Source organism: Achromobacter sp. MYb9, assembly GCF_002975275.1.
Lineage (GTDB): Bacteria > Pseudomonadota > Gammaproteobacteria > Burkholderiales > Burkholderiaceae_B > Achromobacter.
Map to the genome: position 1 here is coordinate 433,125 of NZ_PCOQ01000001.1, position 17,406 is coordinate 450,530.

At 64.2% G+C, this 17,406-nt stretch carries 19 protein-coding genes; 3 read left to right on the forward strand and 16 right to left on the reverse strand.

The features are described from left to right. Positions 1-8 precede the first annotated feature (8 nt). From nuoK to CQ050_RS02040, 12 genes are all read right to left on the reverse strand, one after another. Positions 9-317, reverse strand: a complete 309-nt coding sequence (gene nuoK, locus CQ050_RS01985) for an NADH-quinone oxidoreductase subunit NuoK (protein ID WP_006217969.1) — start codon at positions 315-317, stop codon at positions 9-11. Then, positions 314-970 (reverse strand): NADH-quinone oxidoreductase subunit J, encoded by a 657-nt coding sequence (locus CQ050_RS01990; RefSeq protein WP_006223759.1) that lies wholly within the window; start codon positions 968-970, stop codon positions 314-316. Before CQ050_RS01990 ends, nuoK begins: the two co-directional genes overlap by 4 nt. A gap of 17 nt (positions 971-987) precedes the next feature. Beyond that, positions 988-1,476: an NADH-quinone oxidoreductase subunit NuoI gene (nuoI, locus tag CQ050_RS01995; protein WP_006217967.1), complete on the reverse strand. Its 489-nt coding sequence runs from the start codon at positions 1,474-1,476 to the stop codon at positions 988-990. Between the two features lie 21 nt (positions 1,477-1,497). After that, positions 1,498-2,571, reverse strand: coding sequence for an NADH-quinone oxidoreductase subunit NuoH (nuoH, locus tag CQ050_RS02000; protein ID WP_088587944.1), 1,074 nt, complete (start codon positions 2,569-2,571; stop codon positions 1,498-1,500). Continuing rightward, positions 2,571-4,898: an NADH-quinone oxidoreductase subunit NuoG gene (gene nuoG / locus CQ050_RS02005; protein ID WP_105555159.1), complete on the reverse strand. Its 2,328-nt coding sequence runs from the start codon at positions 4,896-4,898 to the stop codon at positions 2,571-2,573. Before nuoG ends, nuoH begins: the two co-directional genes overlap by 1 nt. 15 nt (positions 4,899-4,913) lie before the next feature. Continuing rightward, the gene (gene nuoF / locus CQ050_RS02010) at positions 4,914-6,281 is read right to left on the reverse strand and encodes an NADH-quinone oxidoreductase subunit NuoF (protein ID WP_088138982.1); all 1,368 of its coding nucleotides are present in this window, start codon (positions 6,279-6,281) and stop codon (positions 4,914-4,916) included. After that, positions 6,278-6,772, reverse strand: coding sequence for an NADH-quinone oxidoreductase subunit NuoE (gene nuoE / locus CQ050_RS02015; RefSeq protein WP_006217963.1), 495 nt, complete (start codon positions 6,770-6,772; stop codon positions 6,278-6,280). The genes nuoF and nuoE overlap by 4 nt, the downstream gene beginning before the upstream one ends. 47 nt (positions 6,773-6,819) lie before the next feature. Beyond that, on the reverse strand, positions 6,820-8,076 hold the full coding sequence (locus CQ050_RS02020; protein ID WP_105555160.1) for an NADH-quinone oxidoreductase subunit D: 1,257 nt from the start codon (positions 8,074-8,076) through the stop codon (positions 6,820-6,822). Between the two features lie 3 nt (positions 8,077-8,079). Then, on the reverse strand, positions 8,080-8,706 hold the full coding sequence (locus CQ050_RS02025; RefSeq protein WP_105555161.1) for an NADH-quinone oxidoreductase subunit C: 627 nt from the start codon (positions 8,704-8,706) through the stop codon (positions 8,080-8,082). 75 nt (positions 8,707-8,781) lie between these two features. Further along, a complete protein-coding gene (locus tag CQ050_RS02030) occupies positions 8,782-9,258 on the reverse strand; it encodes an NADH-quinone oxidoreductase subunit B family protein (protein ID WP_006217960.1) in 477 nt (158 codons plus the stop codon). A gap of 40 nt (positions 9,259-9,298) precedes the next feature. Next, positions 9,299-9,658, reverse strand: a complete 360-nt coding sequence (locus tag CQ050_RS02035; RefSeq protein ID WP_006217959.1) for an NADH-quinone oxidoreductase subunit A — start codon at positions 9,656-9,658, stop codon at positions 9,299-9,301. Between the two features lie 298 nt (positions 9,659-9,956). Next, on the reverse strand, positions 9,957-11,072 hold the full coding sequence (locus CQ050_RS02040; protein ID WP_105555162.1) for a porin: 1,116 nt from the start codon (positions 11,070-11,072) through the stop codon (positions 9,957-9,959). Positions 11,073-11,529: 457 nt separating this feature from the next. On the opposite strand from CQ050_RS02040, the gene CQ050_RS02045 reads away from it, so the two are divergent. The 3 genes from CQ050_RS02045 to CQ050_RS02055 are packed head-to-tail and all read left to right on the forward strand — an operon-like array spanning position 11,530 to position 13,009. Beyond that, entirely contained in the window at positions 11,530-12,144 is a 615-nt protein-coding gene (locus CQ050_RS02045) for a TetR/AcrR family transcriptional regulator (RefSeq protein ID WP_105555163.1), read from the forward strand. Next, positions 12,141-12,584, forward strand: a complete 444-nt coding sequence (locus tag CQ050_RS02050) for a PaaI family thioesterase (RefSeq protein WP_105555164.1) — start codon at positions 12,141-12,143, stop codon at positions 12,582-12,584. Before CQ050_RS02045 ends, CQ050_RS02050 begins: the two co-directional genes overlap by 4 nt. Then, the gene (locus CQ050_RS02055; protein ID WP_105555165.1) at positions 12,581-13,009 is read left to right on the forward strand and encodes an NAD(P)-binding domain-containing protein; all 429 of its coding nucleotides are present in this window, start codon (positions 12,581-12,583) and stop codon (positions 13,007-13,009) included. Before CQ050_RS02050 ends, CQ050_RS02055 begins: the two co-directional genes overlap by 4 nt. Here the strand turns inward: CQ050_RS02055 and CQ050_RS02060 are convergent. From CQ050_RS02060 to CQ050_RS02075, 4 genes are all read right to left on the reverse strand, one after another. Beyond that, positions 12,980-13,747 carry a phosphatase PAP2 family protein gene (locus CQ050_RS02060; RefSeq protein WP_105555166.1) on the reverse strand — a complete coding sequence of 256 codons (768 nt, stop codon included), beginning with the start codon at positions 13,745-13,747 and terminating at the stop codon, positions 12,980-12,982. The genes CQ050_RS02055 and CQ050_RS02060 overlap by 30 nt on opposite strands. Next, complete coding sequence (locus CQ050_RS02065) at positions 13,744-14,544, reverse strand: metallophosphoesterase (RefSeq protein WP_105555167.1); 801 nt, start codon at positions 14,542-14,544, stop codon at positions 13,744-13,746. The genes CQ050_RS02060 and CQ050_RS02065 overlap by 4 nt, the downstream gene beginning before the upstream one ends. Beyond that, complete coding sequence (locus CQ050_RS02070; protein ID WP_105555561.1) at positions 14,541-15,515, reverse strand: diacylglycerol kinase family protein; 975 nt, start codon at positions 15,513-15,515, stop codon at positions 14,541-14,543. Before CQ050_RS02070 ends, CQ050_RS02065 begins: the two co-directional genes overlap by 4 nt. Before the next feature lie 66 nt (positions 15,516-15,581). Beyond that, positions 15,582-17,381, reverse strand: a complete 1,800-nt coding sequence (locus CQ050_RS02075; RefSeq protein ID WP_105555168.1) for a gamma-glutamyltransferase family protein — start codon at positions 17,379-17,381, stop codon at positions 15,582-15,584. Between the last annotated feature and the right edge of the window lie 25 nt (positions 17,382-17,406).

The window sequence follows — 17,406 nt, forward strand, 5'->3', positions numbered from 1 at the left end:
ATACCCCGTCAGCCCTTCAGGCGATCGAGTTCGTCAACGTTGATCGTGTTCAGGTTGCGGAACAGCAGCACCAGGATGGCCAGGCCGATCGCCGCTTCAGCGGCGGCCACGGTCAGGATGAAGAACACGAACACCTGGCCGGCGGTGTCGCCGAACCAGCTGGAGAACGCCACGAAGTTCATGTTGACGGCCAGGAGCACAAGCTCGATGGACATCAAGAGAATGATCAGGTTGCGGCGGTTCAGGAAGATGCCGAAGATCCCGATGGCGAACAGGATCGCCCCCAGGATCAGATAGTGGGCCAGCGTCAGCGTCATTCTTTTTCTCCTTGGGGCGCAGCGGCAACGCCGTTGGCGGCGTCGCGCTTGGCCTGGGCACGGTCGCTCTGGGCCGGCATGTCCACCATGCGGAAACGATCCTTCGAGCGAACGCGCACGGCGGCCACCGGGTCGTTGTACTTCACGTCGCGGCGGCGGCGCAGGGTCAGCGCAATCGCGGCGACCATGCCGACCAGCAGCAGCGCGGCGCCAACTTCAATGGCGTAGACGTACTGGGTGTACATGACTTCGCCCAGCGCGCGAGCGTTGTTGTAATCGCCGGCAACCGGCGCTTGCGGACCCGAGCCGTACCAGGTGGAACCCAGCACGAAGGACATCTCCAGCACCAGCACCAGACCGATCACCAGGCCCAGAGGCAGGTAGGTCTTCATGCCCTGGCGCATGGTGTCCATGCGGATGTCCAGCATCATCACGACGAAGAGGAAGAGCACCATCACGGCGCCCACGTACACCAGCACCAGCAGCAGCGCCAGGAATTCGGCGCCCAGCAGCATCCAGAGCATGGCGGCGTTCGAGAACGCCAGGATCAGATGCAGGACTGCGGTGACGGGACTGCGCGCGGTGATCACGCGAAACGCCGCGATCACCAGCACGGCGGCCAGTATGTAGAAAAGGACAGTGGTAAAAGTCATGGATCAGACCCTGGGCTTCAACGGTAAGGAGCGTCGTCGGCCCGGCGGCGGGCGATGTCGGCTTCGTAGCGGTCGCCCACGGCGAGCAGCATGTCTTTGGTGAAATACAGGTCGCCGCGCTTTTCACCGTGGTATTCGTGGATATGGGTTTCCACGATCGAGTCCACGGGGCAGCTTTCCTCACAGAAGCCGCAGAAAATGCACTTGGTCAGATCGATGTCGTAACGCGTGGTGCGGCGGGTGCCGTCCTCGCGCTGGTCCGATTCGATGGTGATCGCCAAGGCCGGGCACACGGCTTCGCACAGCTTGCACGCGATGCAGCGCTCTTCCCCGTTGGGGTAGCGGCGCAAGGCGTGCAGGCCGCGGAATCGCGCCGACGTAGGCGTTTTTTCCTGCGGATAGCGCAAGGTGACCTTGCGCTTGAAAAAGTACTTGCCCGTCAGGCGCATGCCCTTGAGCAACTCGGTCAGCATCAGACTGCCGAAGAAATCTTTGATCGCTTCCATATCCTGCCTCTGCTTGGCGGCTTAGCGCCAAATGTTCCAGGGCGTCTGCATCCAGATCGCCACCACGACCAGCCAAACGCCGGTCAGCGGGATGAAGATTTTCCAACCCAAACGCATGATCTGGTCATAGCGGTAGCGCGGGAACGATGCGCGGAACCACACGAACAACGAGACCACGACGAACGTCTTCAGACCCAGCCAGATCCAACCCGGGATCCAGGTCAGCGGCGCGATATCGATCGGGGAAGCCCAGCCGCCCAGGAACATGATCGACGCCATGCAGGACAGCAGGATCATGTTGGCGTATTCACCCAGGAAGAACAGGGCGAAGGCCATACCCGAGTATTCGACCATGTGGCCGGCCACGATTTCCGATTCGCCTTCCACCACGTCGAAGGGGTGACGGTTGGTTTCGGCCACGATCGCCACCACGTAGATCACGAACAGCGGCAACAGCGGCAGCCAGTTCCACGACATGAACGTCAGGCCCTTGTCGGCGAACCAGCCGCGGTTCTGGACGTTCACGATCTCGGACATGTTCAGGCTGCCGGACACCAGCAGCACCGTCACCAGCACGAAGCCGATGGCCAGTTCGTACGACAGCATCTGGGCAGAGGCGCGCAAGGCGCCCAGGAACGCGTACTTGGAGTTCGACGCCCAGCCCGCCACGATCACGCCATAGACGCCGATCGAGGTGATGGCCATGATGTACAGCAGGCCGGCGTTGACGTTGGCCAACACGACCTCAGGGCCGAAGGGCACCACGGCCCATGCGGCCAGCGCGGGCATCAGCGTGACCACGGGGGCCACGACGAACAACACCTTATTGGCCTGGCTGGGGACGACGACTTCCTTCGTCAACAGTTTGAACACGTCGGCGAACGGTTGCAGCAACCCCTTGAAGCCCACGCGGTTCGGGCCCACGCGCACGTGCATGGCGCCGATCATCTTGCGTTCCCAGTACGTCAGGTACGCGACGCACAGAATGATCGGCACGGCGATGATCACAATCTTGATGAGGGTCCAGAGGACCATCCAGACCGTCGGGCCCAGCAATGCCTGCCCGTGGCTCTCAAGAACATTAAGCCATTCCATCAGGCACGCTCCACGCTGAGTTGACCGAATGCGCCACCCAGGGCTGCGGTGTTTTCAAAGGCTGCGGAAATGCGCACGGCGCGATCGGCCACGGCATCATCCTGCACGGTTTCGAGTTCGACGGCGCCCTGGGCGCCCGCGACGCGGACCTTGACCCCGGCCGTCAGGCCCAGGCTGGTCAACGTGCGGCCGTTCATGGCGGCAGCCGGCTTCTTCGAGGCCGGGGATGCTTGCAGCGGCTCGGAACGGCGGACCATGGCGTCGGTGCGGTAGATCGGCACGTCGGCCACGCGTTCCAGGCCGCTTGCGGCCTGGCCCAAGCCCAGCGGCGCCTTGACGTCGTTGGACAAGCGGCCTTCGATGCCACCGGCCAGCGCGGCGTCGCGCACGGATTCCGAGGTCTCGTCGTCAAAGCCGGCCAGGTGCAGGACGTTGCCCAGCACGCGCAGGACTTTCCAGCCCGGACGCGTCTGGCCCAACGGCGTGACCGTGCCCTTGAAGCTCTGGGCCAGGCCTTGCGCGTTGACGAACGTGCCCGAGGTTTCGGTGAACGGCGACACCGGCAGCATGACGTCGGCCCATTCGGCGGCAGCCGAGCGGTACGGCGTCAAGGCGACGGCGAATTGCGCGCCGCGCAGCGCGGCGATCGCTTGCTGGCCGTTGTCGGCATCCAGCAGCGGCTCGGCGTGCAGCACGATGTAGGCCTTCAGCGGTTCCGCCAGCATCGCGGCGGCAGTCTTGCCGCCCTTGCCCGGAACGGCGCCAGCCAGGTAACCGCCGACGGTGTTGCCGCCGGAGGTCAGGAAGCCGAACTTGCCGCCGGCCAGATCGGCCACGGCGCGGCCGTTGGCGGCCAGCGTCGATGCCTGGGCGCTGGCCACGGCCAGGTTGCCCATCAGCACGGCGGTGTTGGCGCCGGAAGCCAGGCTGGCGGCGATGATCTTGGCGTTTTCGCCCGGGGTGACCGAGGCGAATTCGGCCGGAACAGCCTGATCCTTGGCTTGCGCCAGGGCCACGGCCACTTCGGCCAGCGCACGCGGCAGCTCGGACGGCGCCACGGTAATGCGGGCGGCCACGGGCATCAGGGGATCGTCAGCGGCGCTGTCGACCATCAGGATCTGCGTGCCGCGTTTGGCGGCCTGACGCAGGCGTTGCGCCATCAGCGGATGGTCCTTGCGCAGGAACGAGCCGACGACCAGGACGCGGTCCAGGTTGTCGAGTTCGGCGATGGGCATGCCCAACCACGGCGCACCGGTCAACGCGGCGTCAAAGGCCGGGTCGGTCTGGCGCAGGCGGAAGTCGATGTTCTCGGAGCCCAGCGCGCGGACCAGACGGCCCAGCAGCGCATATTCTTCGGTGGTGGCGTATTCGGACGCCAGCGCGCCGATCTGGCCAGCGCCGAAGCTGTCGCGAACGCGCGACAGGCCTTGGGCGACGGCTTGCAGCGCATCGGCCCAGGAAGCTTCCTGCCACTTGCCATCGGTGCCCTTGATCATCGGGGCGGACAGACGGTCGTCGCTGTTCAGGCCTTCATACGAGAAGCGGTCGCGGTCGCTGATCCAGCATTCGTTGACGGCTTCGTCTTCGAACGGCACCACGCGCATGACGCGGTCGCCCTTGACCTGGACCACCAGGTTGGCGCCCAGGCTGTCGTGCGGGCTGACCGAACGGCGGCGAGCCAGTTCCCAGGTACGCGCGCTGTAGCGGAAGGGCTTGGAGGTCAGCGCGCCCACCGGACAGATGTCGATCATGTTGCCCGACAGTTCGGACTCGATCGAGCGGCCGACGAACGTCGTGATCTCGGAGTGTTCGCCACGGCCCAGCATGCCGAGCTCCATGACGCCGGCGATTTCCTGGCCAAAGCGCACGCAGCGGGTGCAGTGGATGCAGCGGCTCATTTCCTCGGCGGAAACCAGCGGGCCCAGGTCCTTGTGGAAGACGACGCGCTTTTCCTCTTGGTAACGCGAGGAAGAACCACCGTAGCCCACGGCCAGGTCCTGCAGCTGGCATTCGCCGCCCTGATCGCAGATCGGGCAGTCGAGGGGGTGATTGATGAGCAAGAATTCCATCACCGATTTCTGAGCGGCGCGAGCCTTCTCAGAGCAGGTGTGGACGACCATGCCGTTGGTCACGGGCGTGGCGCAGGCGGGCAGCGCCTTGGGCGCTTTTTCCACTTCAACCAGGCACATCCGGCAGTTGGCCGCGATGGACAGTTTCTTGTGGTAGCAGAAATGCGGCACGTAAAGCCCGACTTTCTGAGCGGCATGCATGACCATGCTGCCTTCGGGCACTTCGACCTGATTGCCGTCGACGGTTAGTTCAACCATTGCTGTTCCTGAGACCTACAGATATTGCGGGACCACACAAGACTTATGCTCGATGTGGTGCGCGAATTCGTCGCGAAAATGCTTGAGGAAGCCACGGACGGGCATGGCGGCGGCGTCACCCAGGGCGCAGATGGTGCGGCCCATGATGTTGCCTGCCACGTTGTCCAGCAAGTCCAGATCTTCCGGACGGCCGTGACCGTTTTCGATGCGATGCACCATGCGGTAAAGCCAGCCGGTGCCTTCACGGCACGGCGTGCACTGGCCGCAGCTTTCCTCGAAATAGAAGTACGACAGGCGCAGCAGCGACTTCACCATGCAGCGCGTTTCGTCCATGACGATCACCGCGCCAGAACCGAGCATCGAGCCGGCCTTGGCGATGGAGTCATAGTCCATCGTGCATTCCATGATGATGTCGGCCGGCAGCACCGGGGCGCTGGATCCGCCGGGGATCACCGCCTTCAGTTTCTTGCCGCCGCGCATGCCGCCCGCCAGTTCCAGCAGGGTCGAGAACGGGGTGCCCAGCGGGATCTCGTAGTTGCCGGGGCGTTCGACGTCGCCGGTGATCGAGAACAGCTTGGTGCCGCCGTTGTTCGGCTTGCCGACTTCCAGGTAGGCCTGGCCGCTGTTGCGGATAATCCACGGCACCGCCGCGAACGTTTCGGTGTTGTTGATCGTGGTGGGCTTGCCGTACAGGCCGAAGCTGGCCGGGAACGGCGGCTTGAAGCGCGGCTGGCCCTTCTTGCCTTCCAGCGATTCCAGCAGCGCGGTTTCTTCGCCACAGATGTAGGCGCCGTAACCGTGGAACGCGTGCAGCTGGAAGCTGTAGTCCGACCCCAGGATCTTGTCGCCCAGGAAGCCGGCGGCGCGCGCCTCTTCCAGCGCTTCTTCGAAGCGTTCATACACTTCGAAGATTTCACCGTGGATGTAGTTGTAGCCGACGCTGATGCCCATGGCGTAGGCCGCGATGGCCATGCCTTCAATCACGATGTGCGGATTGAAGCGCAGGATGTCGCGGTCCTTGAACGTGCCCGGCTCGCCTTCGTCCGAGTTGCAGACAAGGTACTTCTGGCCCGGGAAGGCGCGCGGCATGAAGCTCCACTTCAGGCCGGTCGGGAAACCCGCGCCGCCACGGCCGCGCAGACCCGACGCCTTGACTTCGGCGATCACGTCTTCCGGCTTCATGCCGGTGGTGAGGATCTTCTTCAGGGCTTCGTAGCCGCCGCGCTTGACGTAGTCGGCCAGGCGCCAGTTGGCGCCGTCGACGTCGGCCATGATCTGCGGCTGGATGTGCCGGCCATGCAGGCACATCGAATTGGACACGTCGTTCAGCGGATTGGGATCCAGCCCTTGCGCGAACTGCTTGTACAGGTCGGGCGCGTTCATGCCGACTCTCCTTGCACCTTGAGGGCCGCGACCAGCGCGTCCAGCTTCTCGTCGGTCATGCGCACGCACATATGCTTGTTGTTCACGATCAGCACGGGGGAATCGCCGCAAGCGCCCATGCATTCGCCTTCAACCAGCGTGAACTGGCCGTCGGCGGTGGTTTGACGGTAGTCGACACCCAGCTTGCGCTTGAGGTATTCGCCGGCACGATCGCCATCGCGCAAGGCACAGGGCAAGTTCGTGCAGACGGCGATCTTGTTCTTGCCGACGGGCTTGACGTCGAACATGTTGTAGAACGTGGCGACTTCCTGCACCGCGATGGGCGGGACGCCAATGTAATTGGCCACATCTTCAATAGTTTCGGTAGCCAACCAGCCCTTCTCTTCTTGCGCGATGGCAAGCGAGGCCATGATGGCGGACTGCCGCTGGTCGGCCGGGAACTTCGCGAGTTCTCGGTCGATTTTCTGGTAGGCCTGTTCGGAAAGCAGCATAGTTTGAATCCGGGTTATGCGGGCGTGCTCGTGACTGTCTGGGCGGATCAGCGATCGATCTCGCCGAAAACGATGTCCTGCGTACCAATGATGGTGACGGCGTCGGCGATCATGTGACCGCGCGACATTTCGTCCAGCGCTTGCAGGTGGACAAAGCCGGGGGCCCGAATCTTCAGGCGGTAAGGCTTGTTGGCGCCATCCGACACCAGATAGATGCCGAACTCGCCCTTCGGGTGCTCCACCGAGGCAAACGCTTCGCCCGGCGGCACGTGGAAACCTTCGGTGAAGAGCTTGAAATGGTGAATCAGCTCTTCCATGTTGGTCTTCATGGCGGTGCGCGAAGGCGGGGCGATCTTGTGATTCTCGATCATGACCGGACCCGGGTTGTTGCGCAGCCATTCCACGCACTGGCGGATGATGCGATTGCTTTCACGCATTTCGGCGATGCGGACCAGATAGCGGTCGTAGCAGTCGCCGTTGACACCCACGGGGATGTCGAAATCGAGCAAGTCATAGACTTCGTAGGGCTGCGTCTTGCGCAAGTCCCAGGCGACGCCCGAGCCGCGCAGCATCGGGCCAGTGAAGCCCAGCGCCTTGGCGCGTTCGGGATCGACCACGCCGATACCCACCAGGCGCTGTTTCCAGATGCGGTTGTCGGTGAGCAGCGTTTCGTACTCGTCGACGCAGGCCGGGAAGCGGTTGGTGAAGTCTTCGATGAAATCCAGCAGCGAGCCCGAACGCGCGTCGTTCATCAAGCGCATTTCTTTGTCGCCGCGGTATTTGCTGGAGTCGCCGTACTGCGGCATCGTGTCGGGCAGGTCGCGGTAGACGCCGCCCGGACGGTAGTAGGCCGCGTGCATGCGCGCGCCCGAGACGGCTTCGTAGCAGTCCATCAGGTCTTCGCGTTCACGGAAGGCGTACAGGAACACAGCCATGGCGCCAACGTCCAGCGCGTGCGAACCCAGCGACATCAGGTGGTTCAACAGACGCGTGATCTCGTCGAACATGACCCGGATGTACTGGGCGCGCAACGGGGCTTCGACGCCCAGCAGCTTTTCGATGGCCATGACGTAAGCGTGCTCGTTGCACATCATGGACACGTAGTCCAGGCGGTCCATGTAGGGCAGCGCCTGGATGTAGGTCTTGTGTTCGGCCAGCTTTTCGGTGGCACGGTGCAACAGCCCGATGTGCGGGTCGGCGCGCTGGATGACTTCGCCGTCCAGTTCCAGCACCAGGCGCAACACACCGTGCGCGGCCGGATGCTGAGGGCCGAAGTTGAGCGTGTAGTTCTTGATTTCTGCCATGATTTAACGCCCCAAGCCGTAGGAGTCTTCGCGGACCACGCGCGGGGTGATCTCGCGCGGATCGATCGTGACCGGCTGGTAGATGACGCGCCGTTGTTCGGGGTCGTAACGCATTTCGACGGTGCCGGACAAGGGGAAGTCCTTGCGGAACGGATGGCCGATGAAGCCGTAGTCGGTCAGGATGCGGCGCAGGTCCGGGTGGCCTTCGAAGACGATGCCGTACAGGTCGAAGGCTTCGCGTTCGAACCAACCCACGGTCGGCCAGCATTCCATCAGCGACGCGATGATCGGGAATTCATCGTCGGTGGCCCAGGTGCGGACACGCAGGCGCCAGTTGTTCTCGATCGACAGCAGGTGGATCACCACGGCGAAGCGCGCGCGGTGGATCTTGGTGCTGGTTTCCTCGGGCAGCTGGCGGGTGCCGTTGCCCCACGTCAGGTAGTCGACGCCACAGAGGTCGATACAGGTTTCAAAGCGCAAGCCGGCTTCGGTGCGCAGCTTGTTGCAGACGGCGAACCACTGCGGCGCGGGCACTTCGAGCGTCAGCTCGCCCAACGCCTCGGTCAGCGCGATATCCGCGCCGAGGGTGGTCTGCAAATTGTTTTTCAGGGTTTCGAGCCTGGTCATCATCTTGTACGCTTAGGTGAACCGATACGCTGGATTCGCAAGGCCTGCGGCAACGACTGCCGCCGGCGGGGCGAAGGCTCAGCGCGCAATCGTGTTGGTCAGACGGATCTTGTTCTGCATTTGCAGCAAGCCGTAGACCAGCGCCTCGGCCGTGGGCGGGCAGCCCGGCACGTAGACGTCTACCGGTACGATCCGATCGCAGCCACGAACCACCGAATACGAGTAGTGGTAGTAGCCGCCGCCATTGGCACAGGAACCCATGGAAACCACCCAACGCGGCTCGGGCATCTGGTCGTAGACCTTGCGCAGCGCCGGCGCCATCTTGTTGCACAGCGTGCCAGCGACGATCATCAGATCGGACTGACGCGGGCTGGGCCGGAAGATGATGCCGAACTGGTCCAGGTCGTAGCGGGCCGCGCCCGCGTGCATCATCTCAACCGCGCAACAGGCCAGACCGAAGGTCATGGGCCACATGGAGCCGGTCTTCGCCCAATTAAGGAACTTGTCGGCGCTGGTTGTGATGAACCCTTGCTTGAGAATGCCGTCTATAGCCATATTCGTCTCTGATAGCGTGCTGTGAAAAAACCCGGAGGGGTTATTCCCAGTCCAGCGCGCCCTTTTTCCATTCGTAGATGAAGCCGACGGTCAACACGGCTAGGAAAACCATGACCGTCCAGAAACCGACGAGCCCGACTGTGCCTTGGGCGATGGCCCACGGGAACAGGAACGCGATTTCCAGGTCGAAAAGAATGAACAGAATCGCCACCAGGTAGTAGCGCACGTCAAACTTCATGCGGGCGTCTTCAAACGCTTCGAAGCCGCACTCATAGGGCGACAGCTTCTCAGCGTAAGGACGCCGCGGGCCAAGGAGGGAGCCGGCCGTTAGAAGCGCGAACCCGATAAGGGTGGCCACTACGATAAACAGCAGGACGGGAAAATACTGTTGCAGGTTCATTCAGGCGTCCGTCAAATGCGCAAACCTTAGGATTGTAGCATTCGCGTGGTTACTTCCGGCTGAACTCTGTAGCTTGAATAACAGGTGAAAGACTGCATTCCTCAAATGGAACAATCGCAGTCTCCGGCAGAGAACCCGAAGAATACAGGACTCTCCTGACAAGCACCTTCGGAACGCTAAAAAACCGCTCGATCGGACGAAAAAAAGCCACCCCGAGAGGTGGCTTTATACGAACGGGCCGAAGCCCGTTCGTTCGCTTGCGCTTTGAATCCAGACAGGGCTTGCGCCCTGCGTTGGATTAGAAGCGGTGGCGGATACCGACGCCGACAGCGGTCGACTTCAGGTCGTCGATGAAGGCGTAGTTCTTGGCGTACGAACCGTAGGCGTACAGGTTGGTGCGCTTCGACAGGTCGTAGGTGTAGCCCAGCGAGTAGACTTGGGTCGACTCGTCGCCGCCGGTCAGCTTGGTGTTGCTGGGGTCAACCATTTGCCACGAACCGAACAGGCTGCTTGCGCCGCCGATCGGGGCGGACAGGCCGACCATGTACGAGTTGGCCTTGAAGCCATCAGCAAAGGCGTTGGCGCCGAAGTTGATGCTGCCCAGGTTGGTGTCGACGCCTTGACCAGCGAACCAGCCGTCGGTCGTGCGAGCGTAGGCCAGAGCCAGCTTGACGACTTCAAAGTCGTACGAACCGCCGATGGCGTACTGACGCGGGGTAGCATCGCTCGATGCGCCCGGCAGCTTGTTCGAGCCGTTCAGTTGGTCGTACGTCAGGGCTGCATTCAGCGGGCCGTTGACATAGCGCAGACCGGTCGTGATGGCGCGGGTGTTGTCGGCGGTCTTGAAGCCGGTTTGCGACGAGTTGGTGTCGTTCACGTTGAACGAGTAGCCGACGCCGAACTGGAAGCCGCTGAACGACGGGGTCTGATACATGACCATGTTGTCGTAGCGGTTCGTGTTGGCGGCGCTCAGAGCCACGCCGATGTTAGCTTGACCGAAGCCAGCGCCGAACGGATCGATCGAGCCGAAGTACTTCGACGCGATGTTGGTTTGGCGACCGAAGTCCAGTTGGCCCCAGCTGTCGCTGGCCAGACCGACGGTGGCTTGACGACCGAACAGGCGGCCGCCTTGAGCGGAGTTGCCGTTACCGGAGTTGAAACCCGATTCCAGTTGGAAAACAGCGCGCAGGCCGTCACCCAGGTCTTCCGAGCCACGCAGACCCCAGCGCGAACCGTTCTGGACGCCGTTGATCATGCCGAAACGGCTGCCGTTCAGGGCATCGTTCGCAGCACCGCTGATCTTGTTGTAGCCGAGGCCCGTGTCGATGATGCCGTACAGGGTGACAGACGTTTCTGCCTGGGCGACACCGGCGAAACCGGCGAGCAGGGCGGCAGCGAGCAGAGTCTTTTTCATTTAAGAAATCTCCGTTGATTTGAGTGACAAGAGCAGCAATCCAGCAAACCAGCCTGCCGCCCCCCTAACTCCGCGAAGGGAAGTTGACGCTATTGCATCAAAAATCGGGGGGACTGGCTATGGTCGGCATCAGAAAAGTGCTGGTTTGCGACACCCCTGTTGGGATCTTGCAACATCACGCGAACATGGCGCCAAAGGTGCTAGGGATTACCCTCGGTTAAACAGGCAAGCCCGTATCCATGCGACTTTCAGCCCTGCCCCCAATTAACTGGGGCCTCTTTACAGGTCCCTTTCAATCGCCTTTCTGGCCGCCAGCGAGGCGCTTTCCATCTTAACGGCGGTTCCGACCGGGATGTCCGGAGCCTTGCCTGTCAGTGACGGCGTGCCCCACAAATAACATTGTTATTAATAAAAATCGTCGATATTATCGACCTGATCCCGTCACCACGCCTGCCCCATGCCCTCGCCCACCGCCCGTGCCGACCGCAATGAACGCCTTCACGCGCTGCGCCGCCAGTTGATCCTGGACGCTGCCCAGCGGGTGTTCGAACGGGACGGGCTGGAGAAAACGACGATCCGGGCGATTGCCAAGGAGGCGGGCTGCACCACGGGCGCGATCTACCCCTGGTTTGCCGGCAAGGAAACCATCTACGGCGCGCTGCTGGACGAATCGCTGCAGCGCTTGCATGCGCATTTGGCCAGCGCAGCCACCACCGGCGACGCACCGGCCGCCGCGCGCCGCGCCATCCGCGCCTTCTTCGGCTATTACGCCGAGCGGCAGACGGACTTTTCGCTGGGCATGTATTTGTTCCAGGGGCTGGGGCCGCGCGGCCTGGGCCGGGAAATGGACGAACAGCTCAACGCGCGCCTGCGGCAGTGCGTGGACCTGCTGGGCGTTGCCCTGGGCCGCACGAAAGGCTGGGACGCTGCCGCCGTGGCCGTCGAGCAGATGAATCTCTTCACCTACCTGATGGGGTTATTGCTGCTGCTGCACACCCATCGCCTGAAATCCCTGGGCCAGCATGCCGACGTGCTGCTGGACAACTACTGCCTCGCCCTGGAGCAACGATGACCGCAACCGTCCTGGCCGCCGACACCGACGTCCCGCTGATCAGCCTGGCCGACTTTCACATTTTGCTGGCCGATCAGCATCCCTTCTCGTTGCTGCTGGGCATCGACATCCTGCGCATCGGCCGCGGCACGGCGCGCGCGGTACTGCCCGCCCGCGAGGCCCACCAACGCCTGGGCGGTATCGTGGCGGGGCCCATGCTGATGGGCTTGGCCGACCTGGCCATGTATGCCGCCGTGGTGGGCGCCACCGGCCAGGCGCACGCCGTCACGGCCAGCCTGACCATCAACTTCCTGCGCAAAAGCCCCCCGGGCGCGATTTATGCCGACGCCCGCCTGCTGAAGGTGGGCCGTTTATCGGCCGGCGAAGTCATCCTGACCGGCGAAGGCTCGGACGAGCCGCTCGCCCACATCGTGAGCACGTGGTCCGTGCCGAAGCCATGAGCCAGCGCATCAGCATCTTGGGGATGGGCGGCACCGGAACGCTGGCCGCGCGGCGGCTGCTCGAGGCCGAACCGGACATCGCGTTGACCGTCTACGACATTGATCCCGAACGCTGCGAGGACTTCCGCGGTTCGGCCACGCTGGCCACCTCGGCCCGCGAAGCCCTGGCGGAATCGGACACCATCGTGCTGGCCCTGCCGCGCGAGCGCGAGATCGACCGCACGCTGGAGCGTTTCAGCGACGGCGAAGTCACGGCGCCCGTCGCCGGCAAGCAGATCATCGACCTGGCCCCTCCTCCCGGTGAACGGGCGCGCCGCCTGGGGCTGGCGATCGCAAGCGCGGGGGGCCGCTACACCAGCTTGCCCGGGCTGGCGGCGGAAGACTTCAGCACACGCCTACTGCGCGTCCTGCACTGCCCGGCGTGACGTGCAGTAGCGTTCGGCCACTGCGACGCAAACCGACAGCCAGGCCAGCCCGAACGTGAAACCCGCCACGACATCGCTAGCGAAGTGGACCTGCAACAGGATGCGGCTGAGTCCGATCGCCATGATCAGCGCGGCGAAAAGGGCCACGCAGGGCCACCGCCAGGCGGGTGGCGCCAGCCGCCACACCAGATAGCAGGCCGTGCCATACACCACCATCGCGGCCGAGGCATGGCCGCTGGGGAAACTCCACCCGGCCACCATGGCGTAGCCGTGGTCGTGCTCTGGCCGCACGCGTTCAAAGGTGTGCTTGAGCAGCGTGTTGATCGCCCCGCCCACGCCGGTGGCGATGGCGCAGAATGCCGCCAGCCGCCACCAGCCCGTCCAAAGCAGATAAAGCGTCATCAGCACGCTTAGCACCGTGAGGAGGTCGCGGTCGCCCAGATAGGTGAACCAGGACAGCAGCCACAGCAGCGACGTGTCCATCGTCATGCTCAAGGCGCCGGCCAGCGCGCCGTCGAACGAGACGATGCCGCCCTGGTGGCGCACTGCCATCGCCAGGCCCAGGAACAACAAGAGCAAGACGGCCAGCCCCGACGCGTAGACCGCGTTGCGGCGCCGTGCCGGGCAGTTGACGTAGGCGCGCGCGGCAAAGAACGCCCCCGCGCCCGCAAGCAGCGGCAGCGCGATAAACAATTCCAGGGCATGCGAGGCTGCCCATGCGGCATACGCATCGGTCATGACAGCGTCACCAGCGTCCTGTCGACCGGCGCGAACGCATGCGTGCCCGCCGCGTAGTCCCAACGCTCGACATGGCAGGCCTGCGTGCCGCTTTCGCCTTCGCCTTCGCGCGTGATCACGTTCACGGAGTTGGGCACGCTACCCCGGACGCGGTGCGAGCAGGCAGTGCCCGCCTGCACGATCCAGCCTGCCGGCTGGCCGGCTGCGGTCAAGGGCAGCACATAGGGAAGGTGAATGTGCCCGCCCAGGATCAGGTCCACCCCCGCCTGGGCCCAGGCGGCCAGCGCGCGTTCTCGGCCGATGAGCAGATTGGACAGGTCGGATTCCACCTTGGCCCGCACGGGGTGATGCGCCACGACCACCCGCAACTGGCCGGGACGGGCCTGGCGCAGGCGCTGCGCCACGCGGGCGATCTGCGTATCGGAGATTTCGCCATCCTTGCGGCGGCGCGGTCGCGTGGTGTTCACACCGATGGCCAGCAGCCCCGGGTTTTCGAACACCGGCTCCAGCACCGCGCCCAGCGCACGCTTGTAGTTGCCGTACGGATTGAGCGCGCGCGCGAACAGGTTGAACAGCGGGATGTCGTGGTTGCCCGGCACCGTGAGCACGGGCAAGGACAGGCGCTCGATGAATTTGCGGGCGGCGGCGAACTGGCCGCGCCGCGCGCGCTGAGTGATGTCTCCGCTCAGCACGACCAGATCCGGGTTCAGCGAACGGGCCAGGTCCAGGGCCGCTTCAACGACCGGCTTGCGCTCGGTGCCGAAATGCGTGTCGGATAATTGCAGGATGCGCGTCATGAGCGGTCCAGGTACGCCGAGTCCGCCGGCACCACCAGCGGCAGCTTTTCATCGGCCACCTTGAATTCCAGCGGCGTGCTCATCCAGGATATTTCGCCGTCCATCGCCACCTTGACGCGACTGCGCCCCCGGATATGCACCGTCAGCCGGTCGAAGGCGAAGCTGATCACGTGTTCGGCATCGCCCAACCGGCTGAACAGCCCGCGCACCAGCAAGCCATATAGCGCCAGCGTGCCGACCGGACGCGCCGCCATCGCCATCAGGCGGCCGCGGTCCAGCTCCTGGGATTCGATGCCGATGTGTTCGAGTTGCAGCTTGTTGTTGCCGACCACCAGCGTGGGCGAGCGCAGATCGCGCACTCGGCCTTCGTATTCCAGTTGCAGCCTGAGCTGGCGCGGCGCGCGCAGCAACGTGACGATGCCCGACCACAGCGCCACAAGGCGGCTGCGGCCGAAGCGCTGCTTATAGGCCTCGCGGTCTTCCAGCAGCGTGGGGTACAGGCCCAGGCTGGCGTTCACCAGGAACAGCCTGCCGTTCAGGTGTCCGACTTGCACGGGCTGTAGATGACCTTGCAGGAAACCGCGCAACGCGACCTCGGTGTCCTGGGAGATGCCGTAGCTGCGCCCGAAGTAATTGAAGGTGCCCTGGGGCAGGATGCCGAAGGGCACGCCCCGGCCCAGCACCGTGCTGGCCACGGCGTTGAGCGTGCCATCCCCCCCTGCGGCGATGACGACGCCCTGCTCGTCTTGCGCGCGCTTGACGGCGGCCTGCGCCGTTTCGGTCAGCCGGGAGGGATCATCGACGGGCATCAGCGTGTAGCGCCTGCCCGCCTCGTCGAGGATGCCGCGGATGGTGTCCTGCAGGACTTGCGCGTCGCCACGCCCCGAGCCGGTGTTGAGGACGATGAAAAGCGGTTCTTGTCCCGTCAGGGATTGCGCCCCGGTTGCCGGGCGCTGCTGGGATGACGTCATGGGAGAAAGATAGCCCATGCCGGCAAATCGCCGCAAGGCGGCCGGGCGACTCACCCGTCAGCACGCCTAGCGGCCGATGGCGTAGGCCTGCATCAGCCGCGGCGTGGCGGCCGCGTGCAGCAGCCCGTCGTCATCGCGCGAGGCGGCGGTCAAGCGGCCCACCGACCATTCAGGCACTTCCTCGATCTGGTGCCCGCGCTGGCGCAGCCCCTCAATGACCTCGGGACCGAAGCTGGCTTCGACCGCCAGATGACCAGGCTTGCGGTCGCGCGGGTAAAAGGACGTGGGGAAATGCATGGTGTGGGACATCGGCAGGTCGATGGCTTCCTGCAAATTCAGCCCGTGATGCACGTGACGCAGGAAGAACAGCAGTTGCCACTGCTCCTGTTGGTCGCCGCCCGGCGTGCCGAACGCCAGATAGGGCTTGCCGTCGCGCAGCGCCAGCGAGGGCGTCAACGTGGTGCGCGGGCGCTTGCCGGGCGCCAGCGTGCCGGGCAGCCCCTCTTCCAGCCAGAACATCTGGGCGCGGGTGTTCAGGCCGAAACCCAGTTCCGGGATGACGGGTGAAGACTGGAACCAGCCGCCGGAGGGCGTGGCCGAGATCATGTTGCCCCAGCGGTCGATGACGTCCACATGCGTCGTGTCGCCGCGCTTGGCCGAGGCGCGCATGTCGGCCAGCGTGGGCTCGTTGGTGGCGCTGCCATGCGCGGACACCGGGGACAGGCGTTCCAGCGTGTCCATCACGCGCGCCACCTGGGCCTCGAAGCCAGGCACCTGGCCCGGCAAGAGGTCGTGCGAGGCCGTCTCGCCGATCAACGCGCGGCGCTCGTCGTTGTAGGCGTCCGACAGCAGGTGCGCCAGCGGCACGTCGATGAAAGCCGGGTCGCCGTAATAGGCTTCGCGGTCGGCGAAAGCCAGCTTCATCGCCTCGGTGACGCGGTGGATGAATTCCACGCTGTTCGGGCCCACGCCAGTCAGGTCCATGCCTTTCAGCAGCGCCAGCGTCTGCAGGAAGACCGGGCCCTGGCTCCACGCGCCGGCCTTGGCGACCGTATAGCCGTGATAGTCGTACGTCAGCGGCTTGTCGTAACTGGCCGACCAGCCGGCCAGGTCGTCCGCCGTGATGACGCCGCGGTGGGTCGTGCCGCTTTCGTCCATGACGTCGGTGTTGCGGGCAAAGCGGTCGATTTCCTCGGCGATGAAGCCCCGGTAGAAGGCGTCCCGCGCCGCCTCGATCTGGCGTTCGCGATCAGCGCCCACGCTTTCCGCCTCTTTCAGCACACGCGTCCAGGTGCGCGCCAGGGCCGGATTACGAAACAGCTTGCGCGCTTCGGGTACCTTGCCGCCGGGCACGTAGACCTGTGCGGTCGTCGGCCAATGCGTTTCGAAGAAGTCCTTCAGGCCCGCAATGGTGTTGGAGATCCGCGGCATCAGCGCGTGGCCGTGCTGGGCGTAATAGATGGCCGGTTCCAGCACATCGCGCACGCGCATCGTGCCGTGGTCGCGCAGCAGCAGCATCCAGGCGTCGAATGCGCCGGGGATCACGGTGGCCAACAGGCCGTTACCCGGGATCAGCTTCAGCCCTTCGGCGCGGTAGCGCTCAAGCGTGGCCGCGGCCGGCGTCGTGCCCTGCCCGCACAGCACTTCCAGCTTGCCCGTGCGCGCGGAATAGAAAATGGCCGGCACTTCGCCGGCGGGGCCGACCAGGTGCGGCTCAACCACTTGCAGCACGAAGGCCGACGCCGCGCAGGCGTCGAATGCGTTGCCGCCGCGTTCCAGCAGCGACATGCCGGTCGCGCTGGCCAGCCAATGGGTAGAGGTCACGACACCGAAGGTGCCAAGGATTTCCGGGCGAGTCGTAAACATGATGCTTCCTGTAGCGGCGGCGCAC